General features: G+C 62.7%; 21 protein-coding genes and 1 other RNA gene. 13 read left to right on the forward strand and 9 right to left on the reverse strand.

The window, feature by feature from the left end; genetic code table 11:
- The first annotated feature begins 61 nt into the window (after positions 1-61).
- Together J7U39_RS04835 and J7U39_RS04840 are read left to right on the forward strand one after the other, a co-directional pair.
- Complete coding sequence (locus tag J7U39_RS04835; protein ID WP_210630646.1) at positions 62-1,060, forward strand: flagellin; 999 nt, start codon at positions 62-64, stop codon at positions 1,058-1,060.
- 358 nt (positions 1,061-1,418) lie between these two features.
- Entirely contained in the window at positions 1,419-2,084 is a 666-nt protein-coding gene (locus tag J7U39_RS04840; RefSeq protein WP_064694663.1) for an OmpA family protein, read from the forward strand.
- Positions 2,085-2,150: 66 nt separating this feature from the next.
- Here J7U39_RS04840 and J7U39_RS04845 read toward each other — a convergent pair whose 3' ends face one another.
- A complete protein-coding gene (locus tag J7U39_RS04845) occupies positions 2,151-2,558 on the reverse strand; it encodes a DUF2000 family protein (RefSeq protein WP_210630647.1) in 408 nt (135 codons plus the stop codon).
- A gap of 32 nt (positions 2,559-2,590) precedes the next feature.
- On the opposite strand from J7U39_RS04845, the gene J7U39_RS04850 reads away from it, so the two are divergent.
- The gene (locus J7U39_RS04850; protein ID WP_210630648.1) at positions 2,591-3,505 is read left to right on the forward strand and encodes an AraC family transcriptional regulator; all 915 of its coding nucleotides are present in this window, start codon (positions 2,591-2,593) and stop codon (positions 3,503-3,505) included.
- Here J7U39_RS04850 and J7U39_RS04855 read toward each other — a convergent pair.
- The gene (locus J7U39_RS04855) at positions 3,465-4,559 is read right to left on the reverse strand and encodes an AbrB family transcriptional regulator (protein WP_210630649.1); all 1,095 of its coding nucleotides are present in this window, start codon (positions 4,557-4,559) and stop codon (positions 3,465-3,467) included. The genes J7U39_RS04850 and J7U39_RS04855 overlap by 41 nt on opposite strands.
- 213 nt (positions 4,560-4,772) lie before the next feature.
- On the reverse strand, positions 4,773-5,675 hold the full coding sequence (locus tag J7U39_RS04860) for a LysR family transcriptional regulator (protein ID WP_210630650.1): 903 nt from the start codon (positions 5,673-5,675) through the stop codon (positions 4,773-4,775).
- Between the two features lie 92 nt (positions 5,676-5,767).
- On the opposite strand from J7U39_RS04860, the gene J7U39_RS04865 reads away from it, so the two are divergent.
- The 3 genes from J7U39_RS04865 to J7U39_RS04875 all read left to right on the forward strand — a co-directional run bounded on the left by J7U39_RS04865 (position 5,768) and on the right by J7U39_RS04875 (position 12,297).
- Complete coding sequence (locus J7U39_RS04865; RefSeq protein ID WP_210630651.1) at positions 5,768-6,802, forward strand: aldo/keto reductase; 1,035 nt, start codon at positions 5,768-5,770, stop codon at positions 6,800-6,802.
- A 258-nt stretch (positions 6,803-7,060) separates the two neighbouring features.
- Positions 7,061-8,473, forward strand: coding sequence for an FAD-linked oxidase C-terminal domain-containing protein (locus J7U39_RS04870; protein WP_210630652.1), 1,413 nt, complete (start codon positions 7,061-7,063; stop codon positions 8,471-8,473).
- A gap of 113 nt (positions 8,474-8,586) precedes the next feature.
- Positions 8,587-12,297: an AsmA-like C-terminal region-containing protein gene (locus J7U39_RS04875; RefSeq protein WP_210630653.1), complete on the forward strand. Its 3,711-nt coding sequence runs from the start codon at positions 8,587-8,589 to the stop codon at positions 12,295-12,297.
- Between the two features lie 56 nt (positions 12,298-12,353).
- Here J7U39_RS04875 and J7U39_RS04880 read toward each other — a convergent pair whose 3' ends face one another.
- From J7U39_RS04880 to ssrA, 4 genes are all read right to left on the reverse strand, one after another.
- A complete protein-coding gene (locus J7U39_RS04880) occupies positions 12,354-12,578 on the reverse strand; it encodes a ribbon-helix-helix domain-containing protein (RefSeq protein WP_064706123.1) in 225 nt (74 codons plus the stop codon).
- A 103-nt stretch (positions 12,579-12,681) separates the two neighbouring features.
- Positions 12,682-12,876, reverse strand: coding sequence for a DUF4169 family protein (locus tag J7U39_RS04885; RefSeq protein WP_011426047.1), 195 nt, complete (start codon positions 12,874-12,876; stop codon positions 12,682-12,684).
- Between the two features lie 50 nt (positions 12,877-12,926).
- The gene (locus tag J7U39_RS04890; protein WP_064803733.1) at positions 12,927-13,442 is read right to left on the reverse strand and encodes an SspB family protein; all 516 of its coding nucleotides are present in this window, start codon (positions 13,440-13,442) and stop codon (positions 12,927-12,929) included.
- Between the two features lie 127 nt (positions 13,443-13,569).
- Positions 13,570-13,932, reverse strand: a transfer-messenger RNA (tmRNA) gene (ssrA, locus tag J7U39_RS04895).
- 111 nt (positions 13,933-14,043) lie between these two features.
- Between ssrA and J7U39_RS04900 the strand changes: the two genes are divergently transcribed.
- From J7U39_RS04900 to J7U39_RS04920, 5 genes are all read left to right on the forward strand, one after another.
- Positions 14,044-14,838 (forward strand): thymidylate synthase, encoded by a 795-nt coding sequence (locus J7U39_RS04900; RefSeq protein ID WP_210630654.1) that lies wholly within the window; start codon positions 14,044-14,046, stop codon positions 14,836-14,838.
- Positions 14,839-14,851: 13 nt separating this feature from the next.
- Complete coding sequence (locus J7U39_RS04905) at positions 14,852-15,370, forward strand: dihydrofolate reductase (protein WP_210630655.1); 519 nt, start codon at positions 14,852-14,854, stop codon at positions 15,368-15,370.
- A 149-nt stretch (positions 15,371-15,519) separates the two neighbouring features.
- Entirely contained in the window at positions 15,520-16,608 is a 1,089-nt protein-coding gene (hflK, locus tag J7U39_RS04910) for an FtsH protease activity modulator HflK (RefSeq protein WP_210630657.1), read from the forward strand.
- Between the two features lie 5 nt (positions 16,609-16,613).
- Complete coding sequence (locus J7U39_RS04915) at positions 16,614-17,573, forward strand: protease modulator HflC (RefSeq protein ID WP_210630658.1); 960 nt, start codon at positions 16,614-16,616, stop codon at positions 17,571-17,573.
- Positions 17,574-17,773: 200 nt separating this feature from the next.
- On the forward strand, positions 17,774-19,492 hold the full coding sequence (locus J7U39_RS04920; protein WP_210630659.1) for a DegQ family serine endoprotease: 1,719 nt from the start codon (positions 17,774-17,776) through the stop codon (positions 19,490-19,492).
- A gap of 44 nt (positions 19,493-19,536) precedes the next feature.
- On the opposite strand, the gene serB is transcribed toward J7U39_RS04920, so the two are convergent.
- On the reverse strand, positions 19,537-20,427 hold the full coding sequence (gene serB / locus J7U39_RS04925; RefSeq protein ID WP_210630661.1) for a phosphoserine phosphatase SerB: 891 nt from the start codon (positions 20,425-20,427) through the stop codon (positions 19,537-19,539).
- Between serB and miaA the strand changes: the two genes are divergently transcribed.
- On the forward strand, positions 20,426-21,322 hold the full coding sequence (miaA, locus tag J7U39_RS04930) for a tRNA (adenosine(37)-N6)-dimethylallyltransferase MiaA (RefSeq protein ID WP_210631591.1): 897 nt from the start codon (positions 20,426-20,428) through the stop codon (positions 21,320-21,322). The two genes, serB and miaA, sit on opposite strands and share 2 nt — an antisense overlap.
- A 33-nt stretch (positions 21,323-21,355) precedes the next feature.
- Here miaA and J7U39_RS04935 read toward each other — a convergent pair whose 3' ends face one another.
- Positions 21,356-22,834 (reverse strand): PLP-dependent aminotransferase family protein, encoded by a 1,479-nt coding sequence (locus J7U39_RS04935; protein WP_210630662.1) that lies wholly within the window; start codon positions 22,832-22,834, stop codon positions 21,356-21,358.
- A 95-nt stretch (positions 22,835-22,929) separates the two neighbouring features.
- Between J7U39_RS04935 and J7U39_RS04940 the strand changes: the two genes are divergently transcribed.
- Positions 22,930-23,544: a LysE family translocator gene (locus tag J7U39_RS04940; protein WP_210630663.1), complete on the forward strand. Its 615-nt coding sequence runs from the start codon at positions 22,930-22,932 to the stop codon at positions 23,542-23,544.
- Positions 23,545-23,547: the final 3 nt, after the last annotated feature.

A 23,547-nucleotide genomic window follows, 5' to 3' on the forward strand; every position in this document is an offset into this window, starting at 1 on the left:
TCTGCGTGGAAGGTTCATCCCTGTTCAGTTGCGTTCTGTTGTGTTTTTGGAGTCTAGTTCCGTGAGTATTTATCAGCGCGTTTCCGTTGATGCGGCGCTCTCTGTGCTGCGTGATATCAATCGCAGTATGACGGTCACGCAGAACCACATCACGACAGGCATGCGTGTCGCCAAAGCGGCCGACAACGCCGTCTACTGGTCGATCGCCACCACCGCACGCACCGACAACAAGGCCGTTTCGGCGATCCAGGACGCGCTCGGTATGGCGGCTGCGACGATGGGCACGGCCTATACCGGTGTGCAGAATGTCATCGACGTCGTCTCCGAGATCAAGGCCAAGCTTGTCGCCGCCACCGAGAACGGGGTCGACAAGAACAAGATCAACGAAGAACTCAAACAGTTGCAGGAGCAGCTGCGCAGCGTTTCGGAATCGGCGACCTTCAACAGCGATAACTGGGTGATCCTCAATAATGATGCGACGCCCACGCAGCCGCGCCAGATTCCGGCGTCCTTCATTCGCAATGCCGACGGCACGGTCTCTGTGGGCATGCTGAGCTACCATATCGACAATACGCCTGTCGGGGCCACAACCTCAAAGGATGCGCGCTACCTGATCGACGACCGGGCCACCGGTTCGGGCGAATACGGCGTGCTGACCTCGGCCTATTTCGCCACCGAGCTCGGGACCGCGCAGAACTACGTGCTGATAACCAGCAAAAACGGGACCACAGCAGGGCAGGTCGTCATTTCGCTATCGGCAAACACGACGAAAGGGCAGGTCGACGAAATGATCAGCGTCGTCGATGCCGCGCTGACGCAGCTGACGACGGTCGGATCTGCCTTCGGCGCGCTGGAAAAACGCATTGAGCTGCAGAACGACTTCGCCACGCAGCTGCACGACAACGTCACCGCCGGAATCGGCCGGCTCGTCGATGCCGATATGGAGGAGGAGTCGAGCAGGCTCAGGGCGCTGCAGACGCAGCAGCAGCTCGGTCTGCAATCGCTGAACATCGCTAATGCGACCTACGATACGGTCAGGCAGCTGTTCCAGAATTTCTAAAGGTTGATCATCCAGCTAACCGCTCTCGTGGTTCGAGGCGGCCCCTTGGGCCTCCGCACCATGAGGGCTGATTGTTGTGCTCTTCACTGCGTCTTGCGTTGGCAAGCCGCGACTCCGACCTCATCCTGAGGTGCCTCACAGGGGCCTCGAAGGGCGGGGCCGGCCACTGGCGTTCCGCGCGATATCAGATGCAGCCTAGCGCCCCACCTATTGATAAAAACTGGTGATATCAGCGCATTGCTGCAACATGGCTGCTGTTTCGGCGCCTGAAATTCCCCTATCAAGGGAACATCTTCATTTTCTTGCCGTAATCCTTGCCATTTGCTCGCATCAGTTTTGAACGGAGACCGTCCTGTCCATGATCAAGAAATTCATACTTCTGGCTGTCGCAGCAAGCTATCTCAGCGCCTGCACGACGACCGATCCCTATACTGGTGAGCAGAAAGTTTCCAATACCGCGGGCGGTGCTGCGCTCGGCGCGCTCGGTGGCGCTCTCGTCGGTGTGGCCGTCGGCGGCGGCGGACATGGCAAGCGCAACGCAGCGCTGATCGGCGCCGGTATCGGCGCGCTGGCCGGCGGCGCGATCGGCAACTACATGGACCAGCAGGAAGCCGAGCTTCGCGCCCAGCTCGAAGGTACCGGCATCTCCGTCACCCGCCAGGGCGACAACATCATCCTCAACATGCCCTCGAACATCACTTTCGACGTCGACCAGGATGCCGTGAAACCGGGCTTCTATCCGACGCTGAATTCGGTGGCGATCGTGCTGCGCAAGTTCAACCGCACGCTGATTGACGTCAACGGCCATACGGATTCGACCGGCAGCTTGCAGCATAACCAGGACCTGTCGCAGCGCCGCGCGCTTTCGGTTGCCGATTATCTCGGCGGCCAAGGTATCGACCAGCGCCGCGTCTCCGCCGTCGGTTTCGGCCCGTCCCAACCCGTCGCCTCCAACGCGAGCGAAGCTGGACGTGCCCAGAACCGCCGCGTCGAAATCCAGATCGCGCCGATCACGCAGGGCTGAGCAGGCGCTCTTTCAGACAACAGAGGCCGAGCTCGCGCTCGGCCTCTTTCGTTTCCGCTGATCGCATCAATGCTGCATCGTCGCGCCTTTGGTGATCTTGTCGACGATCTTCTTGTCGGCTCTGATCGCGATGCCGACGACATTGGCGTCGTCAGGGGCAAACTCGGCAAAGACGGCGCGGTTGGCGGCGTCGTGGCCGGTGGCAAACATCTCCTCGATGAAGATGGAGGAGGTTACCTCACGTTCCAGCGCGCGGCGGTGGATGGTCGATATCGTCGCTTCGTCGGCGGAAAGCACGATGATTGGCTGGATCGATAGCGGATTGTAGAGATTGCCGGCGCGGTCCTTGTAGGGCTCGCCGATGATCTCAGGATATTGTCCGACGATGCCTGTCGACAAGAAGGCTGTGACGTTCAGCTTCTGCCAGCCAGCAAGATTGTTTCGCAGGACGATCGCAATTTTGGTATCAAACATTCCAGTCTCTCTCATCAGGGTATCGAAACGCGTTGAGCCAGGATCTAACGCCGCAGGTCTTCGAGGGTCTTGAACGTTTGTGCGAGCCGCAGGTGGGCAGCGGCATGCTGGCCGTGCCCGCCGGCAGCGGCATCCTGACTGCGCCCGCCTTTCCCGGCATCGAGCGTATCGAGGCGCAGTTTTCCGGCAACGTCTTCGAGCCGCATCGGCACGATACCTATGCGCTTGGTGTCACGCTGCACGGCGTTCAGACTTTCACATATCGCGGCGAGCGGCGCTTCAGCCTGCCGGGGCAGGTGATCGTGCTGCATCCCGACGAGGAGCATGACGGCGGCGCGGCGACCGAGGCCGGGCTGCATTACCGCATGCTCTACCTGGAGCCTTCGCTGCTGATGGAATGCCTTGAGGTGGAGAAGGTCGGGCTTCCCTTCGTCGAGCAGCCCGTGACTGCCGATAGTGCGCTGGCGAAGGTGCTTCTGGGAGCGCTCGGCGCACTCGATCGGGAGCTGGACGAGCTTTTCGTCGACGATTTCGTCAGCCGCGTCGCCGGTGGCTTGTTACGGCATTCGCAGGTGCGCCGCCGGCCACTGGGCACGGTCGCCTGGCGGCAGGTGCGGGCAGCACGCGATTATCTGGAGGCACATGCGCTCAGGCCGGTGCGCTCGGACGAACTGGAGAAGATTACCGGCCTCGACCGCTTCACGCTGTCACGGCATTTCCGCACGGCCTTTGCCACCAGCCCGCACCGTTACTTGCTGATGCGGCGCCTGCAGCAGGCGAGGGCGCTGATGGGTGCCGGCGAGGGTTTTGCCGATGTGGCGGCCGCGACGGGTTTTGCCGACCAGGCGCATTTCAATCGCCATTTCAAGAAGGCGTACGGCGTCACTCCCGGCCAGTGGGTCAGTCTCAGACGGGATTTTCCGCAAGGCCGGAACGGCGCGCGATGAAGCGGGCGAGCGCCGGCCCGATCAGCAGAATGACCAAGAAACGGCCGGTCTGCATCGCCATCACGAAGGGCACGTCGACATCGCTTGATGCGGCGATAATGGCGACGGAATCGGCTCCGCCGGGGCTGGTGGCGAGATAGGCGGTCAGCGGATCGATGCCGGCGAAGACGTGCAGTGCCGCTGCCATGCAGCCGCAGAGCGCCATCAGCAGCACGATGCAGGCGGCGACCCGCGGCAGGGCGCGCGCCACGTGGCTGATGATCGAGCGGGTGAAACGCAGGCCGATGCTCCAGCCGACGAGCGCATAGGCCGTGGCGAGCAGCCACATCGGCAGCTCGATCTTCAGCAGGCCGATGCCTTGCAGGAAGGCGCCGAGAAAGAGCGGAACGATGATCATGCCGCCCTGGATGCGCAGGCGGCGTACGGCATAGGTGCAAAAGCCGGCAAAGGCGAGCGTCGCCGCAAGGGCCGGCCAGTCGACTGCGGGAAAGAGGACGAGCGGCGGCGGCTCGCCACCGTCGGCCGCCACCCAGAGGCGCGAAATCGCCGAAGCGCCGACGGCGACGAAGACGACGCGCAGATACTGCATGAAGGCGACGAGGCGGGCATCGGCGCCATAGGCTTCCGACATGATGACCATGGCGGAGGCAGCGCCCGGCGACGAGCCCCAGACGGCCGTTGTGCCCGGCAGCACCTGCCAGCGCGTCAACAGCCAGCCGAGACCGGTGGCGATGGCGATCACCGAGAAGACGAACAGCAGGAAGAGCGGCGCTTCCTTCGCCATGGCGCCGAGAATATCAGGGGTGATGGTGCGCGCCATCATCAGACCGACAAGGACCTGACCGAACTGCAGCGGCTGAAGCGGCACGCGAAGCTTTCCCTTGCCGACGGTCAGCGCCAGCACGATGGCGGCAACCATCGGTCCGATCAGCAGCGAGGCGGGCAGGGCGAAGAGTTCGAGAAAGACGGTGAAGGCCGTGGAAAGCGTGAGCAGCAGCGCCCATTTCGGCAGGCCGGCATCCCGCATCAGGCGGCGTGCGTGGCTGAGTGGCATGAATCCCCGTATGTTTCCCGGCCGGTGCCAAGTCCTGAGGGCTGAAGATGGGAGGAAGCTCCGGCATGACGAAGAGAGGCCGGCTGAAGGGCCGGTCGGCGCGGCCTCGGTATAGGCGGCTGCCTCGAGTGCGGTCAATTACGAAATCTGGCTTCCGGCCGATCTGCCATGCGAACTTGACTCAAGCCGCCGCATCAAGTCCTTGTTATCTCATCAGAGACGCACATGTTCGACGAGGAAATCGAGCAGCGCGCGCACGCGCGCCGGCAGCGGCCCGCCCTGGCCCATATAGACGGCATAGAATTCCTCGATATCGCCGGGATTGGCCGCTTCCAGCACCGGCACCAGCCGGCCGGCTTCGATATCGGCGCGCACCGTGAACGCGGCCAGTCGTGCAAGGCCTGCGCCGGCAAGTGCCAGATGGCGCATGGCTTCGCCGTCGGCGACCTGCACGCCGGGCGTGATCGGCACCGACACGGTTTCGCTGTCCTCGCGCAGCGGCCAGCCCTCTACGGCGCGGGCGTAGGAAAATCCGATCCGGCAATGACGGCTGAGATCGGCGACGCTGCGCGGTTCGCCATGCCGCCTGAGATAATCGGGTGAAGCGACGATGAGCTTGCCGGTGGCGCCGAGCTTGCGGGCGATCAGGCTGGAGTTCTTCAAGGGGCCGGTGCGGATCGCAACATCGGCGCGTTCTTCCATCAGATCGACCACCTTATCGGTGTGGGCGATATCGAGCGTCACGACGGGATGAAGCGCCAGGAAGGCGGGCACGAGCGGGGCCAGCACATGATTGCCGAAGGAGCCGCTGGTGTTGATGCGGATGCGGCCCGAGGCCTGTTCGCCTGAGGAAGCCTGGCGTTCGGCCTCGGCGATATCGGCAAGAATGGCGATGCTGCGCTCATAGAAGGCGCAGCCCTCAGGCGTCAGTTGCAGCTTGCGGGTCGAGCGGTTAACGAGGCGGGCGCCGAGGCGCGCCTCCAGCCGGGCGACGAGCTTGCTCACGGCCGACGGCGTCATGCGCCGCGCGGTGGCGGCTGCTGAAAAGCCGCCGCGCTCGACAACGCTGACGAAGACTTCCATCTCGCCGGAGCGGTTGATGTCCTGACGGCTCATGATGAATTCAAGTCACAGATGATGTTCTATCAGGCAATCTATATCAATGGAGAGGCTGGGTCTATCTCAGAGGAAACAAAGGAGACAGATGGATGGAGTACAGAAAACTCGGGGCCTCCGGGCTCAGGGTGCCGGTTTTGAGCTTCGGCGCGGGTACGTTCGGCGGCAGCGGCCCACTGTTCGGCGCCTGGGGCAATACCGGTGCCGAAGAGGCCCGGCGGCTCGTCGACATCTGCCTCGAAGCCGGCGTCAATCTTTTCGACACGGCTGACGTCTATTCGGTCGGCGCTTCCGAGGAAGTGCTCGGCCAGGCGATCCGCGGCTGGCGGGACGCCGTGCTGATCTCGACCAAGACCGCGCTGCCGATGGGCGAGGGGCGGCAGGACTGGGGCACCTCGCGGGCACGGCTGATCCGGGCGACCGAGGATGCGCTGCGCCGGCTTGGCACCGACTATATCGACCTCTTGCAGCTTCACGCCTTCGATGCCTCGACGCCGATCGAGGAGGTGCTGTCGACGCTCGACGGCCTCGTCGCCGCAGGCAAGATCCGTTATGTCGGCGTCTCGAACTTTTCCGGCTGGGAGTTGATGAAGTCGCTGGCCGCGGCCGAGCGTCAAGGCTATCCGCGTTATATCGCCCATCAGGTCTATTATTCGTTGGCGGGCCGCGACTATGAATGGGAACTGATGCCGCTCGGCGCGGACCAGGGCGTCGGCGCTCTCGTCTGGAGCCCGCTCGCCTGGGGGCGGCTTACCGGCAAGATCCGCCGTGGCGAGCCGCTGCCGGCCGCAAGCCGCCTGCACGAGACGGCTCAATACGGCCCACCTGTCGATGATGAGAGGCTGTTCGACATCATCGCGGTGCTCGATTCGATCGCAGCGGAGACCGGCAAGACAGTACCGCAGATCGCGATAAACTGGCTGCTCGGCCGGCCGACAGTATCGAGCGTCATCATTGGCGCCCGGAACGAAGATCAGCTCAGGCAGAACCTTGCCGCGGCCGGCTGGAGCCTGTCGAAGAATCAGATTGAAAGACTCGACGAGGTCAGCGCGGTGACTGCACCTTATCCTTATTTCCCCTATCGACGGCAGCAGGGCTTTGCGCTCCTCAATCCACCGATCGTCTGAGGCGGCCGGGGCCTGTCCATAGCCCCTGGTCTCCAACAAAAGAGGAGTGAAATCTTTTCCCAATCAGAACTGGACAGCCGCGTTGACTTGCCCCATACCCAGCCTGCTGCATATCTCCTTAAACTCGGAATCGATGTGAGGCGAATTACGCAGCAATTTTAAAGTTGTACAGCGTCCTTGTGCGTCTGAGCAGGCGCACGGCGCTGTAGTTTCCGGGACGCGGTCTCGTCTACGCGGAATGGCAGGGAGATCAAAGGGATGGCGCTGAAGGACGCAAGGGCTGGAACACGCAATGAGGCGGGGATATCCGCCGTCCTCGGTATTCTCAAACAGAGCTTCGGCGAGCGCTTCCAGACCGGCCAGTCCTTCCGTGAACAACACGCCCATACGACCACCTATATCCCGCCGCAACTGCCCGACGGCGTTCTGTTTGCCGAAAGCGCCGACGATGTGAAGATGGCGGTCAGGGCCTGTGCGGCGCACAAGGCTCCAGTGATCGGCTTCGGCACCGGCTCCTCGCTGGAAGGTCAGGTCAATGCCGTCAGCGGCGGTATTTCAATCGATTTCAGCCGCATGAACCGGGTCCTTGAGGTCAATCCGGAGGATCTCGACTGCACGGTCGAACCCGGTATCACCCGCGAGGCCCTGAACATCCATCTGCGTGATACCGGCCTGTTCTTCCCGATCGATCCCGGAGCCAATGCCTCGATCGGCGGCATGGCGTCGACGCGGGCTTCCGGCACCAATGCCGTGCGCTACGGCACGATGAAGGACAATGTCCTTGCCGTTACGGCAGTCACCGCCAATGGTGAGGAGATCCGCACGGCGCGGCGTGCCCGCAAGTCGTCGGCCGGCTATGACCTGACGCGGCTCTTTGTCGGCGCCGAAGGCACGCTTGGCATATTGACCTCGGTGACGCTGCGCCTGCAGGCTATCCCGCAGAAGATAGCCGGCGGCGTCTGCGCCTTTCCGAGCATCAAGGCAGCTTGCGATGCCGTCGTCATGACGATCCAGATGGGCATTCCGGTGGCGCGCATCGAGCTGCTCGATGCTGTGCAGATGCGGGCGTGCAACGCCTATTCCGGCCTGTCTTATGCCGAAAGCCCGACACTTTTCCTCGAATTCCACGGCACCGACGAGACCGTGCCGCTGCAATCGGCAGCCTTCGCTGAGATCGCGGCTGAATGCGGCGGGGGCGAGTTTTTTTGGACCGCCAATGCCGAGGAGCGGACAAAGCTCTGGAAGGCGCGTCATGACGCCTATTGGTCCGCGAGGGCGCTGGCGCCGGGGTTTGCCGCACTTTCGACCGATGTTTGTGTTCCGATATCGAGGCTTGCCGACTGCGTTTCCGAAACGCAGGCGGATATCGAGGAACATGGGCTGCTCGGCCCTATCGTCGGCCATGCCGGCGACGGGAACTTCCATGTGCTGCTGCTGTTCGACGACAAAAGCGCCGGAGACATCGCCAGGGCCGAGAGCTTCGTTGAGCGGCTCAACCGCCGGGCACTCGATATGGACGGAACATGCACCGGCGAGCACGGGATCGGACAAGGCAAGATGGCCTTTCTAGAGCAGGAGCTCGGAGGCTCGGTGGATCTGATGCGACAGGTGAAGCAGGCGCTCGATCCGGATGGTATCTTCAACCCCGGCAAGATTTTTCACCAAGGCTGAAAACGGAATATTCTCATGAACTTGGGCCTTGCCCATCCCATGAATAGCGCTAGTGTCGACAACAGAACCCTGAACAGTGTCGGCAACACAATCCCGAATGGAGAATCCTCGCATTGGTAGGCCGATTCCTCGTCTTTCTGGGGGGAGTGATCGTCGTAGTGCTGTTTGTGGCGCTGCTTGCGCCGCTGTTCATCGACTGGACCGATTTCCGCAAGAACTTCGAGGATCAGGCAAGCCGCATCATTGGCAAGAAAGTCACCGTCCATGGCACGGTGGATGCCCGTCTGCTGCCGTTTCCGTCGGTCACGCTGCATGACGTGCGTGTCGGTCAGGAGGCCGACGGCACGCCGATCGTCAAGGTCGAACAATTTTCCATGGATGCCGAGCTTGCGCCATTCCTGTCGGGCGAGGCGCTGATCTTCGATATGCGCGTCGTCAATCCGAAGGTGCGCCTCAGATTGCTCAAGGACGGCACACTCGACTGGATGCGCGGCAGCCGCGCCGAAATACCGGCCAAAACAGTCGTTCTCGAAAATGTGCATGTCAGCGGTGGCGAAGTCGACTTCCTCGACGACCAGTCGGGCCGGGCGCGCCGCATCACCGGCCTGAATGCGGAGATGTCGGCCAAATCGCTCGCCGGCCCCTGGCGCGTCGAGGGCGATGCGGTCCTCGACGGCGAACATGGCAATTTCTCGATTTCGAGCAGCCAGCCGGACGAGAGGGGCGTGCTGCGCATGCGCACGAAGCTGTCGCCGGACAAACATCCGGTCAGTATCGATCTCGACGGCGAACTGAAGCTGGTCGACCGCAAGCCGAACTATCAGGGCCAGCTTTCGGCGGCGATCGAAAGCGGCAACAGCGCCAAGTCGGCCAACAAGAACGAGCAGCCGCCGAGGCTCAAGGGGCGCTTCGAGCTTACCAACGAACGTATCCGCATTCCCGAATACCGGATGGAGATCGGTCCGACGGACGATCCCTATGTGATAACCGGGGAGGCGACGCTCGATACCGGCAACGCGCCGGAATTCCTGTTGACCGCCGACGGGCAGCAGATAGACGTGAACCGCATCGGCAATCAGGGCGCGGCTGGCAAGACGACGCGGGATGCCGCGGTTTCGGCGCGCCAGCGGTTGAATTCTCTGATCGATATTGTTGCGCAGGTGCCGATCCCGCAGGTGCCGGGGAAGGCAAGCGTCAAGCTGCCGGCGATCGTCGCCGGCGACACGACGCTACGCGATGTTCAACTGGAGCTGGAGCCGGCCGGTACGGGCTGGATGATCGATAGCGCCGTCGGCACGCTGCCGGGGCGGACCCAGGTCGAGGGCAAGGGCAAGCTCCTGCTTCAGGGAGACCCGTCTTTCAACGGCCAGATCGTGGTGGCCTCTAACCAGCCAACGGGCCTAGCCTCCTGGCTGGCCGGCTCGGTCGACCCGGCCATCCGTCAATTGCGGCAGGCGGGGTTTTCCGCCAATGTCAGCCTGACTCATGAATTGCAGCGTTTCGAGAACCTCGAAATCGCCGTCGGATCGGCGACGCTGAAGGGCCGCCTGGAGCGGCAGGCGATCTCCGGCCAGACGCCGACCCTGTCGGTGGCTCTGAATGGCGATACGCTCGATCTTGACGCGCTGCAGGCGCTGGCCGGGCTTGCGACCGGGCAGGAGAGCGGCGACAATGTCCTCGACCATAAGATCGCCGCACAGCTCAAGGCCGACAGGTTCACCGCCTTCGGGGTCGACGCCGAGAATGTCGAGACCACCTTCACGATCGCGGACGGGGCGCTTGCGGTCGACCGGCTGTCGGTCAAGAATCTCGCAGGCGCCGAGTTGACGGCGACCGGCCGCGCCGAAGGCTCGCTGCTCGACTACAAGGGTGCGGGCGAAATCACCTTCAAATCGGCCGATCCCGGCGGCTTCTTCACCATGCTGCGCGAGCATCTTCCACACCACCCCGTGCTCGACCGGCTGGTGCGCAATGCCGGCTGGTACGGCAATACGGCGTTGCGCGGCGCGCTGACGCTCGGTGGCGATGAGGGTGATGCGCTGACAGTGACACTGGCCGGCGTCTCGAACGGCAGCCGGGTCAACCTCGATTACCGCATGTCCGATCTTCTGGCGCTGACCGGCAACGGCACGACGAGCCTCGAGGGGACGCTCGAAAACGCCGTGCCGTCAATCTTGTTCGGCCAGGCCGGACTCGACCCGCTGCCGGTCGATGTCGGCGCGAATGGCCGCCTGACGCTCAAGGTGAAGGCGTCTGGCAACGATCCTGCCGATGCGGCGCTGACCTTTGCGACCGACCGGACCTCGTTTACCGCGAAGGGCAAGGTTGACGTGCGGCCGGAGAGCTTCATGAACGGTCAGATCGTCGTCTCGCTCGACAGCGCCGATATCGACCCCTATCTCATCATGAACGGCATAGCCCTGCCGCAGACCGGAACGGGGTTGCCGTTCGGCCTGCAGGTCAACGCCGCCGTCGATCGTGACAAGATCGTTTTGTCCGATCTCAAGGGACATGCGGCCGACAATGCGTTTTCCGGTGCGCTGACCTTCGACCGCAAGGCTGCGAAGACGACGGCGAGCGGCGAGCTGACGCTCGCCAAGGCAGATGCCGGCTGGCTCGGCGAGGCGGTGTTCGGCCAGATCGTTGATCCCGCCAGCGGCACGCTGTCGAAGGCGCCGCTGGGCTTGCCCACCTTCAAGGATCTGGACGTCAGGGTGAAGCTGTCGGCCAAGGAATTCTGGCCTGGCCTGCCGGAAACGCCAGTGTCCGATTTCATCAGCAACGTCGCCTATAAGGGCGACGAGTTGCAGCTCAACGACATGGCCGGCAACTGGGATGGCGGCAAGCTCTCCGGTAATCTTCTCTTCACCAATGCCGACGGCACCGGTTTCCTGCAGACGAAGCTGGCGCTTGCCGATTCCGATCTTGCGGGCGTCATCTGGCTGCGCGATGGCGCACCGATCGCCAACGGCAAGTTCGGCCTGTCGCTGTCGATGGAGGCCTCGGGAAAGACGATTGGCGAGATCGCCAGCTCGCTCAATGGTTCGGGGGAGCTGAGACTCGGCGACACGAGCATACGCGGACTGAACCTTGCCATCCTTCCGCCGCTGCTTGCCGCCACCGACCCGATGCAGGAACAGATCAATGCCGGCAAGGTGCATCCGATCGTCGAGACGTTGCTCAACAACGGCGAGGCGAAGCTGCCGCCGCTCGGAATTCCCTTCAACGTCACCGACGGAACGCTCAGGGTGCAGAATGTGACCGTGGCCAACGATCTGGCCCGGGTTACCGCTGACGCACAGATCGCCTTGCCGGAGAAGCGGATCAGCGCGACGGTCGGCATCGGCCTCAATCCAGGCGCGGAGGCGCTTCCGGGTGTCGAGCCGGCGCTGAGGCTGAACTTTTCCGGCATGCTGCCGTCACCCGGCAAGACGATGGACGTGACCGATATCACCAGCTATCTGTCGCTGCGCGCCTTCGAGCGCGAGCGGCGGCGCGTCGAGCGGCTGCAGGCGATCGTGCTCGAAAAGCAGCGGCTGCGCCGCGAAGTGGCGCTCTATCGGTTCAACGACGCCGAGCGCGTCAGAGCGGCCGAAATCGAACGGCAACGGCAGGCGGAAGAAGAGCGGCTGCGCAGACTGGCGCAGGAGGCGGCTGCGCAGAAGGCCGTCGCGGAGGCGGAGGCCGCACGTGCAGCGGAGGCAAAAGCCAAGGCCGATGCGCAGGCGAGGGCGGCCGCCGAGGCGGAAGCGGCCCGGCGCTCTGGGCAGACGCAGCCGGGTCAGCTCGATTTCGACCAGCTGCCTGGCATTCAGGCTCAATGAAGACACTTGGGGTTTGCCTCCCCTGAGATCTTAGGTTTTTATTTGAATTCCCGGCGTCACGGCTGGCGGCCACAGCCGGCCTTCGCCCACGAAAGCACATGGAGCCGCAGCGCCGAGGACAAGTTACTGTCCGGCGGGCGGTGGTCGTCGATCTCGGAAATCAGGGCGGCAAGCGACATCGAACGGCTTGCCGCAATCGTCTTCAGCTCGGCCCAGAATTCATCTTCCAGCGAAAAGCTGGTGCGATGGCCATGCAGTGTCGCCGAGTGTTTGCGGATCATCAGCCGGTTCACATCGCAATCGGCTTGGAGGATCGATTCAAAGAAATCGCGCAAGTGGCTGATCGCAGAGTCGTTTCCTGCTCTTCAGGCTTTGCGTGAAGCTTCATGCGCCGTCGTCATCCGTCTCGATCCGGCCGTCGCGGTGAGCCTTGTCGGCCTTCTCATTCAGGCTGCGGGTAAGCTGCTTTTCGGCCTTGGTGCGGCCGAAGGAAATGCGGTTCTGCTCGGCCTGCTTCTCCTTTTCGGAGCGGGCCTGCTTCTTGCGGAACTGACGCAGATTGATGATTTCGGCGCTCATGCGCGAGACTTGATCCTTATGAAAAAGGGAGGCTGAGCCTCCCTTTGAAATCACTGCTTCTTGCGGAAGGAGTCGAGCGAGACGACGGAGCCCGGTTTCTTCTCTTCGCCGTCGGCCGGTTTTGCGCCGGCGGCTTCGTCAGGCTTTCCTGCCGCGTCGACGGGATAGGCGGTGATCTCACCGGACGGCAGCTCCTCGCCGTCAGCGAGCGGCACGTCGAATTCGAGCTCGAAATTGACGGAGGGATCATAGAAGCCGCGGATCGCATTGAACGGAATGACCAGTTTTTCAGGAACGTCGGAGAAGGAGAGGCCTATTTCGAAATGCGTCTCGGTGATCTTGAGATCCCAGAACTGATGCTGGATGACGATGGTCATCTGCTCGGGATATTTGGACTTCAGGTGCTGCGAGATGCGCACGCCGGCGGCGCCCGTGAGGAAGGTGATGAAGAAGTGATGGTCGCCGGGCAGGCGGCCCGTCGTTGCCACCTCCGCCAAAACCTTGCGGATGACGCCGCGAAGTGCATCCTGCGCCAGAATGTCGTAGCGGATATGATCCTGCCCCATGCTTTTCCTGTCTTTCGTCGGTTCTGAAGTCTTTTCACAAGGTATATGGCACGTTCAGGCGCCTTGGGAAAGTCCGGAGCCGAGTCACGCTAGAGATCAGCATACATGATTTCGTCAGCAGGGAGAAGGTGAAGGCTTCTGTTGCCAGGTGCCTTCGGACCCCGCCTAGAGGTGCGAACCACTAGGACTTTGATTGAAGTGTCACACCGCGATTAAGCAGCGAGACGAGCTTCCGCATAGTTGTCGTTTGCAACTACAATTTTAGCCCGATAACGGCGGTACAATGCCGAGCAAAAAGTCGATCTTTACACCCTTGTCGATCCTGTTTCGCCCCCATCAAAAGCCGGCCTTTGATGCCGCCGGTTTTTGGTGGAGGCGCCGGGTACCGCCCCCGGGTCCAATAGGTTTATTACACCGCTCATTTATTGCCATAGCCGGCCCGAAAGCCGGCAGGTTTCATATAGTGATTTCCTTTGCCCAAGGAAAGGGCAAACGTCATAAAAGCTTTATCTCCGGCGGCAGAAAGAACGGGAAAATGCCTGCCGGCGATTGGTTTCGTGAAGGCGAAGGCTTAAACTGGGGAAAACGGAATCAGCGCGCCATGCAGCAATATCTTGATCTTCTGAAGCATGTGATGGAAAAGGGCTCCGACCGGGGCGACCGCACGGGCACCGGCACCCGCTCGGTTTTCGGCTATCAGATGCGATTCGACCTAGAAGAAGGCTTTCCCGTGCTGACCACGAAGAAGCTGCATCTGCGCTCGATTATCCACGAGCTTTTGTGGTTCCTGAAGGGCGAAACGAATATCCGCTATCTCAGGGAGAACGGCGTCTCGATCTGGGATGAGTGGGCCGATGAAAACGGCGACCTCGGGCCGGTCTATGGCGCCCAATGGCGCTCCTGGCCGGCACCGGACGGCGGCCATATCGACCAGATCGCCAATCTGGTCAAAGGCATCGTCAACAATCGGAATTCGCGCCGTCACATCGTCTCGGCGTGGAATCCGGCCGAAGTGGACAACATGGCGCTGCCGCCCTGTCATTGCCTGTTCCAGTTCTATGTTGCCGACGGCAGGCTCTCCTGCCAGCTTTACCAGCGCTCCGCCGACATCTTTCTCGGCGTGCCCTTCAATATCGCTTCCTATGCGCTGCTGACGATGATGGTGGCTCAGGTGACCGGGCTCAAACCCGGCGATTTCGTCCACACGCTCGGCGATGCGCATCTCTATCATAACCATTTCGACCAGGCGAAGCTGCAGATGACACGCCGGCCGAAGCCGCTGCCCTTCATGCGCATCAACCCCGATGTGAAAGACATCTTCGGCTTCACCTTCGATGATTTCGAGCTGATCGGCTACGAGGCCGATGCCAGCATCAAGGCGCCGATCGCCGTCTGATCCGGGACATTTCATGGCCGACTTTCGCAGGACCATCATCGCCGCCGTTGCCCACAACGGTACAATCGGCCGCGACGGCGACATGCCGTGGCGCCTGTCGAGCGATCTCAAGCGCTTCAAGGCGCTGACGCTGGGCAAGCCTGTGGTGATGGGCCGCAAGACCTATGATTCGATCGGCAAGCCGCTGCCGGGACGGCCGAACGTGGTGATCTCGCGGCAAGCGGCGATCGATCATCCCGATGTCAGTATGGCGCATTCACTGCCTGAGGCAATGGACGCGGCTGGAAGGCTGGCGCGCGAAACCGGCGCCGACGAGATCTGCATCATCGGCGGCGGCCAGATCTACGCGCAGGCGATCAATCTTGCCGACCGAATGTGCATCACCCATGTCGAGGCCGACCTCGACGGCGACGCGTCGTTTCCGGCGATCGATCCCGATCTCTGGCAGGCGGCGGAGACGATCGTGGTGCCGGCCGGCGAAAGGGACAGCTATCCCACTCGCTACGTCGTCTATGAACGCCGTCACGCCTGAAAACGAACTATTTTCCAATTAAATTGACCAAGTTTCTCACGCTGCGTTGAAAGCCGGTGCGGCGATACTTATAACGGTCACCAACGCATCGGCCGGTCAGCCCCCACGGTCCCGGATGCGGGGAAGACTTAACGAACAACGAGGTTTTGATGCCCTGGAGCAATCAGAATGGCGGCGGCGGCCCTTGGGGCGGCGGCGGTAACAATCAGGGACCATGGGGCCAGGGGCCGAACCGCCCGCGTGGCGGCAAGGGCGGACCGCCCGATCTGGAAGACATCATCCGGCGCGGCCAGGATCAGTTGCGCAATATCGTTCCCGGCGGTTTCAATGGTGGGGTGGCGGCGATCGTCGTGGCGATCGTCGCCGTTTTCTGGCTGATCCAGTGCGTCTACACCGTCCAGCCGGACGAACGCGGCGTCGAACTGCGCTTCGGCAAGCCGCGAGAGGAAATTTCCATGCCCGGCCTGCATTTCCGCATCTGGCCGATGGACGCGGTCGAGATCGTGAAGGTGACCGAGCAGCAACAGAATATTGGCGGACGCAACAACAGCAATTCGACGGCTGGACTGATGCTCTCCGGCGACCAGAACATCGTCAACGTGCAGTTCTCCGTGCTCTACACAATCAACGACCCGAAATCCTATCTTTTCCGTCTCGAAAATCCGGCTGAAACGCTGCAGCAGGTTTCCGAAAGCGCCATGCGCGAAATCGTCGGCCGGCGCCCGGCACAGGATGCCTTCCGCGATAATCGCGGGCCGATCGAAACCGAAGTGCGCAACATCATCCAGGATACGATGGATCGCTACGGCGCCGGCATTGCGATCAACCGCGTGACGATCGAGGACGTCGCACCGCCGCGTGACGTGGCCGATGCCTTCGAGGAAGTGCAGCGTGCCGATCAGGACAAGCAGCGTCTCGTGGAGGAGGCGAACCAATACGCCAACCAGAAGCTCGGCCAGGCCCGCGGTGACGCGGCCCGCATCCGCGAAGCCGCAGCCGCCTACAAGGACCGGATCGTCAAGGAGGCTGAAGGTGAAGCGCAACGCTTCGTTTCGATCTACGACGAATATTCCAAGGCTCCTGACGTGACGCGGGAGCGGCTGTTCCTGGAGACGATGGAACAGGTCCTGAAGGGTTCCAAGAAAGTGATCATAGACCAAAAGGCGGGCGCCGTGCCCTATCTGCCTCTCAATGAGGTCGGCAAGCCGACGCAGCAACAACAGCAGCAGGGAGGCTGAGACCCATGTCGAACAGACTTCCCGTAGTTCTGGTCCTTCTGGCGGTCATGCTGGTCGGGATCTATTCCTCGGTCTTCGTCGTGACCGCCCGCGAACAGGCTATCGTCGTTCGCTTTGGTGAAATCCAGTCGGTCAAGACTGACCCAGGCATCTATTTCAAACTGCCTTTCGCCTTTGCCGATGCCGACAGGGTGCAATACGTGCCGAAGCAGGAACTGCGCTTCGATCTTGACAACATACGTGTCCAGGTTTCCGGCGGAGCCTTCTATGAGGTGAACGCCTTCCTCATCTACCGCATCAACGACGCGCGCCGTTTCCGCGAAACGGTCTCGGGCGACAGGGAGGCGGCGGAAGCGCGGCTTCGCACGCGTCTCGATTCCGCCTTGCGCAGGGTCTACGGCGTGCGCAGCATCGAAGCCGCGCTCTCCCGGGAGCGCGTGGCGATGATGCTCGAGGTTCGCAACGAGCTGCAAGCCGATGCGGAGACGCTCGGAATCACGCTCGACGACGTGCGCATCAGCCGGACCGACCTGACACAGGATGTTTCCGAGCGCACCTATAACCGCATGCGGGCTGAGCGACTGGCAGAAGCTGAGCTTCTGCGCGCGCAGGGCAACGAGGAAGGTCAGCGCCGCCGCGCCATTGCCGACCGCCAGGTCGTTGAGCTGACTGCCGGCGCACAGCGCGACTCCGAGATCCTGCGTGGCCAGGGCGACGCCGAACGCAACCGCGTCTTCGCCGATGCATTCTCAAGAGACCCGGGCTTCTTCGAGTTCTATCGCTCGATGGCAGCCTATTCAGCAGCGCTTTCGTCGCAGGACACAACGCTGGTCCTGTCGCCGGATTCGGAATTCTTCCGCTATTTCAACAAGGCCGCCGGCCCCGCGGCGGCCAGCCCGGGCGCGCCGGCTCCCGCAACACCCGGAGCAACCGCTCCGGCGGCGCCAGCCCCGCCGGCAAACTGAAAACACGGGATCTGCTTCCCGCCAACATCGAGAAAGGGTCGGCCCAGCGCCGACCCTTTTCGGTTTCAAGAGCCAAGGCCGGACTTTTGTGATGGTCCGTCAGATTGCACGGGGATTTCGCGAAAAGGTGATTTCACCCTCCATCATTCCGCCTTATGCTGGTGCTCAATGTGCGCATTTACCGCTTATGAGGAAGCTTGATGGCCACCACGATTCGCTCGCCCTTCAGACGAACGCTCGCGCTTCTGGCCAGCGCCGCCATCTTGGCGCAAGCCGGCATGAGCGGGATTGCTTTTGCGCAAACCACGCCTGAAACAGCAGCGCCCGGGGTTGCCGCGCCCGTTCCGGCTGCACCCGCTCCGGCGCCGTCCGCACCGGCCGAACCGCAGCAGACCCCACCGGTTCAGACCACCGTGCCGTCCAACGGTCCCGCTTCCGTTGCCGATCTCGCCGAAGGGTTGCTCGATGCGGTGGTCAATATCTCGACCTCGCAGAATGTGAAGGATGACGAGGGGGTCGGCCCGGCGCCGCGTGCGCCTGACGGGTCGCCATTCCAGGAATTCTTCAACGATTTCTTCAACAAACAGCAGGGCAACAAAGGCCCCAACCATAATGTCAGCTCGCTTGGGTCCGGTTTCGTCATCGATCCGGCCGGTTATATCGTCACCAACAACCACGTGATCGAGGGGGCCGACGACATCGAGGTCAATTTCGCCGACGGCTCGAAGCTCAAGGCGAAGCTGATCGGAACGGATACGAAGACCGACCTCTCGGTGCTGAAGGTCGAGCCGAAGACGCCGCTGAAATCGGTGAAATTCGGCGATTCCAGCGAGATGCGCATCGGCGACTGGGTCATGGCGATCGGCAATCCGTTCGGCTTCGGCGGTTCGGTGACGGTCGGCATCATTTCCGGGCGCGGCCGCAACATCAATGCCGGCCCCTACGACAACTTCATCCAGACGGATGCGGCGATCAACAAGGGCAACTCCGGGGGGCCGCTCTTCAACATGAAGGGTGAAGTGATCGGCATCAACACGGCGATCATCTCGCCGAGCGGCGGCTCGATCGGCATCGGCTTCTCGGTACCGTCCGAACTTGCTTCCGGCGTCGTCGAGCAGTTGCGCCAGTATGGCGAGACGCGGCGCGGCTGGCTCGGCGTGCGCATCCAGCCGGTGACCGACGACATCGCCGACAGCCTCGGACTCGACACCGCCAAGGGCGCGCTGGTCGCCGGCGTCATCAAGGGCGGTCCCGTCGACGACGGCTCGATCAAGGCGGGCGACGTCATTTTGAAATTTGACGGCAAGACGGTCAATGAGATGCGCGACCTGCCGCGCGTCGTGGCCGAAAGCACGGTCGGAAAAGAGGTCGACGTCGTGGTGCTGCGCGACGGCAAGGAGCAGACCGTCAAGGTGAAGCTCGGACGGCTCGAAGACAGCGATCAGGCTGCATCCGGCGATGCGGCGCCCGATGGCTCGCAGGACGGCGTGATCACCCCTGATCCCGACGAGAACGACGATATGGACCAGCCGGATACCGGCGACCAGGCAGCGCCCGTACCGGGCGCACCGGCGCCGGATCAGCACCAACAGGGCCAGGTATCGCCGGATGCGGCCACGCCGAAGAACGTGCTCGGCTTGTCGCTGTCGCTCCTCAGTCCCGAAACACGCAAGGCTTTCGGCATCGCCGAGAGCGTCGACGGCGTCGTCGTGACGGAGGTGGAGCCCGGCTCCGCCTCGGCCGAAAAGGGGTTGAAGCCAGGGGACGTTATCGTCGAGGTGGCGCAGGAGTTCATGAAGTCCCCGGACGCGGTTGCCGCAAAGGTGAAATCGCTGAAACAGGAAGGCCGGCGCAACGCCCAGCTGATGATCGCATCGGCCAATGGCGATCTGCGGTTCGTGGCGGTGCCGATGGAGTGAGCGAGCTACGGCGGCGACTAGGCGCAGCTTTCCTGTTCTCGCCTTCAACCCGTCACAAAATCCGTCTTCCGGTAACCCTGGATGTAAAGAAGTGCCGTCAGGTCGGCGTGATTGATGCGCATTTGTGCCTGGGCGGCAACGGTGGGCTTAGCGTGAAGGGCGACGCCGGAGCCGGCGAGTTGCAGCATGCCGAGGTCGTTGGCGCCGTCGCCGACGGCAATTGCCTCTTGTGGCGAAATGCCGAGGCTTGTCGAAATTTCGTTCAGCGCATCCACCTTCGCCTGCTTGCCGAGGATCGGCTCGGCGACAAAGCCGGAAAGGATGCCGCCCTCTTCGAGCAACGTGTTGGCGCGGTTCTCATCAAAGCCGAGGCTGGCGGCGATGCGGCTAGTGAAGACGGTGAAGCCGCCGGAGACAAGGGCGGTGTAATGGCCTTTCGACTTCATCGTGGCAATCAGTTCCGGACCACCCGGAGTGAGCGTGATACGCCGGGCGATGACCTCGTCGACGACCGATAGTGGCAGGCCCTTCAACAGAGCGACCCGCTCACGCAGGGCGGGCTCAAAGGCGATCTCACCGTTCATGGCGCGCGCAGTGATCGCGGCGACTTTTTCCTTCAGCCCGACTTCGGCGGCAAGTTCGTCGATGCATTCCTGGCCGATCATAGTCGAGTCCATGTCGGCGATCAGCAGCTTCTTGCGGCGGCTGTCCTGCTCCTGGATGACGAGGTCGATTGGCGCACTGGCGATGACCGCCAGGATATTGGCCTCGGCGGCTTGCGCATCCGTGCCGTCGCGCAGCGCGATGTCACAGGCAATGCCGTCGGCCAGCCAGTAGAGGCCGGAAGCCGTGACGGCCTCAGCCGCCTGTTCGGCGACGTCGGCGGTCAGAACGGGATTTGACGGATTGGCAACAAGCGTGGCAACGAGGGCCATGATGGAAAACCTTCTGAGCGTAAAGAACGCGATCCTGATAACCGGGCCGACCGCCAGCGGCAAGTCCGCGCTCGCCGTCGAATTGGCCAAACGCCATGGCGGCGCCGTTATCAATGCCGACAGCATGCAGGTCTACGATACATTGCGGGTGCTGACCGCGCGTCCGTCGGCAGAGGAGATGCAAGGCGTGCCGCATCATCTTTACGGCCACGTGCCGGCGGGGGCCGGCTATTCCACAGGCGCGTGGCTGCGTAATGTCTCGGCGCTTTTGCCGGCGCTCAGGGCCGCCGGGCAGCTGCCGGTCTTCGTCGGCGGCACGGGGCTTTACTTCAAGGCGCTGACCGGTGGTCTCTCCGACATGCCGGATATCCCCGAGACACTGCGGGAAGAATTACGCACGCGACTCGTGGAAGAAGGGCCGGACGCGCTTTACGCCCAGCTGTCCGACGTCGATCCCGTCATGGCGGCAAGCCTCAACCGCCAGGACGGCCAGCGCATCGTCCGGGCGCTGGAGGTGATCAAGGCGACGGGACGCTCGATCGCCGATTTCCAGGGCCGGTCCGGGCCTGTGGTGATCGATGCCGACGAGGCCCTCAAGATCGTCGTTCTGCCGGACCGGGCGGTGCTGCATGCCCGCATCAACGGCCGTTTCGAAAAGATGCTGCAACAGGGTGCGGAAGACGAGGTGAAGGCGCTGCTTGCGCTCGGCCTGCCGGCCGAAGCGCCTGTCATGAAGGCCATTGGCGTGTCGCAGATCGCGGCGATGCTGAAGGGCGAGATGACGCGCGATGAGATGCTGGAGAAGGGGGCTGCGGCGACACGGCAATATGCCAAGCGGCAAATGACCTGGTTCCGCAACCAGATGGACGAGAGCTGGCAAAGGCTGACCGTCTAGTTGTCATCCCCGTTGCGGACCTCCCGCTCCAGTTTACGCGATAAGCGCTTGCAGAAGTCTGGAGAGCTCGCCTACCGCCGCCTCCAGTTGCGCCTGTGGGAAGCCGCCGAAACCCAGCATCAGGCCGGCGCGCGCAGGCTGCGCGGCATACATCGGAGAGATCGCCCGCACCGCGAGGCCGGCCGAGAGGGCGCGCGCCGCAAGTCGCACGTCATCCATCTCCTCTGGCAGCCACAGAAGAACGTGCATGCCCTGATCGCTCGGCTGAACCTGGCACCCCTGCGGCAAAGCCCGCTCGAGCGCCGCGAGCAGAATAGCGCGGCGTTCGGCATAGAGACTTCGGATGCGCCTGATATGCGCTTCGAAATAACCTTCCCTCATGTAGGCCGCCAGAACGTGCTGTTCGGCTATCGGAGAATGCCGGTCCAGAATGGCGCGTGCTCCGGCGAAGGCTTCTGCGAGCGGCGGCGGGACGATGGCGTAACCGAGGCGCAGCGAAGGAAAGAGGACCTTGCTGAAGGTGCCGAGATAGATGACACGCGACGGACGCAGCCCCTGCATCGAAGGAAAAGGGTGTCCGGCATAACGCAGTTCACTGTCGTAATCGTCCTCCACGATCCAGGCGCGGTTCCTGTCGGCCCACGCGATCAGGGCGTTGCGCCGCGTCATGCTGAGCGGCATGCCGATCGGATATTGGTGTGACGCCGTCACGAAGGCGGCCCGCGCTTCTGGACATAACTCGAGCCCGCGTTCGACGTTCATTCCCTGTGCATCGACCGGCAGGCGATGCGTCCGCAGGCCGAGATCGTCGAGCACGGCGGTGAGTCCGGGATAGGCGGGATCCTCGGCCCAGACGGGGTCGTGGCGCGACAGCAGGACCCGGCCGGCCATGTAGAGACCCTGCTGGGTGCCTGATGTGACGATCACCTGTTCCGGTTCGCAATGGACGGCTCGCGCACGGCGGACGTGTTCGGCAATGGCGAGGCGCAGCTCGAGCAGGCCCATCGGATCCTGATAGCCTGACGGGGCAGCCTGCTTCGAAGCACGCACCCGATTGCCGAGACGGCGCCAATTATCGTCAGGCGCAATACCGGCTGCCGGGACTGATATGGCGAAGGGAACGGGCGGGTGAGAGGTGAGCGCGCGGGCGATTGATATCAGCCGGGCCGCTGGGGCGGGCAGGTCGATCGCATCGTCGGCGGCCGGTTCGGCCGGTGCCGGCGGGATGGCTGGAGACGCGTCCGTCAGAGCCGCGGCAACACGGGTTCCGGCTCCCACTCTCGCTTCGAGATAACCCTCGGCGGTCAACTGATCGAAAACCTCGACGACGGTGCCGCGGGCGATCTTTAGGGATGCCGCAAGCGTGCGCGTCGAAGGCAGGCGCTCGCCCGGTCTCAACTCGCCGCGGGCGATCGCGCTCCTTAGCGCCTGGGCAAGCTGGCGGCCGATATTCGCCGTCCTGTCGAGCACATTGAGCGATGGGATTGCGATGCTGCTGCGCCGCTTCGACATTGAGAGTGGTCCATGAAGATTCTTGAAAATGGCGCTTCATGGTGAACCAATTTCCTGGGAGAAGGAAGCGCATCAACAGCTTCCGGAAAAGGGACATGCAAGATCTTCTCGTCGTCTATATCGCCTATGTCATCGCCGCAGGCAGCCCCGGGCCAAGCAACATGGCCATCATGAACGTGGCCATGAGCCAGGGGCGCCAGCCGGCGCTGGCGCTTGCCGCCGGGGTAATCACGATGTCGACCTGCTGGGGCCTGATCGCGGTCACCGGCATTTCCACATTGCTGGTCCGCTATGCTCATGCCCTCATCCTCCTCAAGCTCGCGGGCGGGCTCTACCTGCTCTGGCTCGCCTGGAAGGCCGCTCGCTCGGCCGTTGCCGTGGAGGCACCGACAGGCGAGGTCCCCCGGCCTGCCACCGCGCTCGGCGCGCTGTATCGGCGTGGAATCCTGATGCATCTTGGAAACCCGAAGGCGGTGTTGGCCTGGGTGGCGATCATGTCTCTCGGCCTCAAGCCCGGCGCTTCGCCTGAAATGGCCCTCCTGGCTTTCGGCGGCTGCGTGCTTCTCGGGGTCTCGATATTTTCCGGTTATGCCGTGCTCTTCTCGACGGCGCCACTGGTGCGCGGCTACGCGCGGGCGCGCCGCTGGATCGAAGCAAGCCTTGCCGTTTTCTTCGCCGGCGCGGGTTCGCGCCTGCTGTTCTTCCATTGACCG

Source organism: Rhizobium sp. NLR16a (assembly GCF_017948245.1).
Lineage (GTDB): Bacteria > Pseudomonadota > Alphaproteobacteria > Rhizobiales > Rhizobiaceae > Rhizobium.

Bases quoted from the DNA above. Each gene is read 5' to 3' on its own strand.
- J7U39_RS04840 (WP_064694663.1), top strand. From the start codon at position 1,419: ATGATCAAGAAATTCATACTTCTGGCTGTCGCAGCAAGCTATCTCAGC.
- J7U39_RS04845 (WP_210630647.1), bottom strand. From the start codon at position 2,558: ATGTTTGATACCAAAATTGCGATCGTCCTGCGAAACAATCTTGCTGGC.
- J7U39_RS04855 (WP_210630649.1), bottom strand. From the start codon at position 4,559: ATGCCACTCAGCCACGCACGCCGCCTGATGCGGGATGCCGGCCTGCCG.
- J7U39_RS04860 (WP_210630650.1), bottom strand. From the start codon at position 5,675: ATGAGCCGTCAGGACATCAACCGCTCCGGCGAGATGGAAGTCTTCGTC.
- J7U39_RS04865 (WP_210630651.1), top strand. From the start codon at position 5,768: ATGGAGTACAGAAAACTCGGGGCCTCCGGGCTCAGGGTGCCGGTTTTG.
- J7U39_RS04870 (WP_210630652.1), top strand. From the start codon at position 7,061: ATGGCGCTGAAGGACGCAAGGGCTGGAACACGCAATGAGGCGGGGATA.
- J7U39_RS04880 (WP_064706123.1), bottom strand. From the start codon at position 12,578: ATGATCCGCAAACACTCGGCGACACTGCATGGCCATCGCACCAGCTTT.
- J7U39_RS04885 (WP_011426047.1), bottom strand. From the start codon at position 12,876: ATGAGCGCCGAAATCATCAATCTGCGTCAGTTCCGCAAGAAGCAGGCC.
- J7U39_RS04890 (WP_064803733.1), bottom strand. From the start codon at position 13,442: ATGGGGCAGGATCATATCCGCTACGACATTCTGGCGCAGGATGCACTT.
- J7U39_RS04900 (WP_210630654.1), top strand. From the start codon at position 14,044: ATGCAGCAATATCTTGATCTTCTGAAGCATGTGATGGAAAAGGGCTCC.
- J7U39_RS04905 (WP_210630655.1), top strand. From the start codon at position 14,852: ATGGCCGACTTTCGCAGGACCATCATCGCCGCCGTTGCCCACAACGGT.
- hflK (WP_210630657.1), top strand. From the start codon at position 15,520: ATGCCCTGGAGCAATCAGAATGGCGGCGGCGGCCCTTGGGGCGGCGGC.
- J7U39_RS04915 (WP_210630658.1), top strand. From the start codon at position 16,614: ATGTCGAACAGACTTCCCGTAGTTCTGGTCCTTCTGGCGGTCATGCTG.
- J7U39_RS04920 (WP_210630659.1), top strand. From the start codon at position 17,774: ATGGCCACCACGATTCGCTCGCCCTTCAGACGAACGCTCGCGCTTCTG.
- miaA (WP_210631591.1), top strand. From the start codon at position 20,426: ATGATGGAAAACCTTCTGAGCGTAAAGAACGCGATCCTGATAACCGGG.
- serB (WP_210630661.1), bottom strand. From the start codon at position 20,427: ATGGCCCTCGTTGCCACGCTTGTTGCCAATCCGTCAAATCCCGTTCTG.
- J7U39_RS04935 (WP_210630662.1), bottom strand. From the start codon at position 22,834: ATGTCGAAGCGGCGCAGCAGCATCGCAATCCCATCGCTCAATGTGCTC.
- J7U39_RS04940 (WP_210630663.1), top strand. From the start codon at position 22,930: ATGCAAGATCTTCTCGTCGTCTATATCGCCTATGTCATCGCCGCAGGC.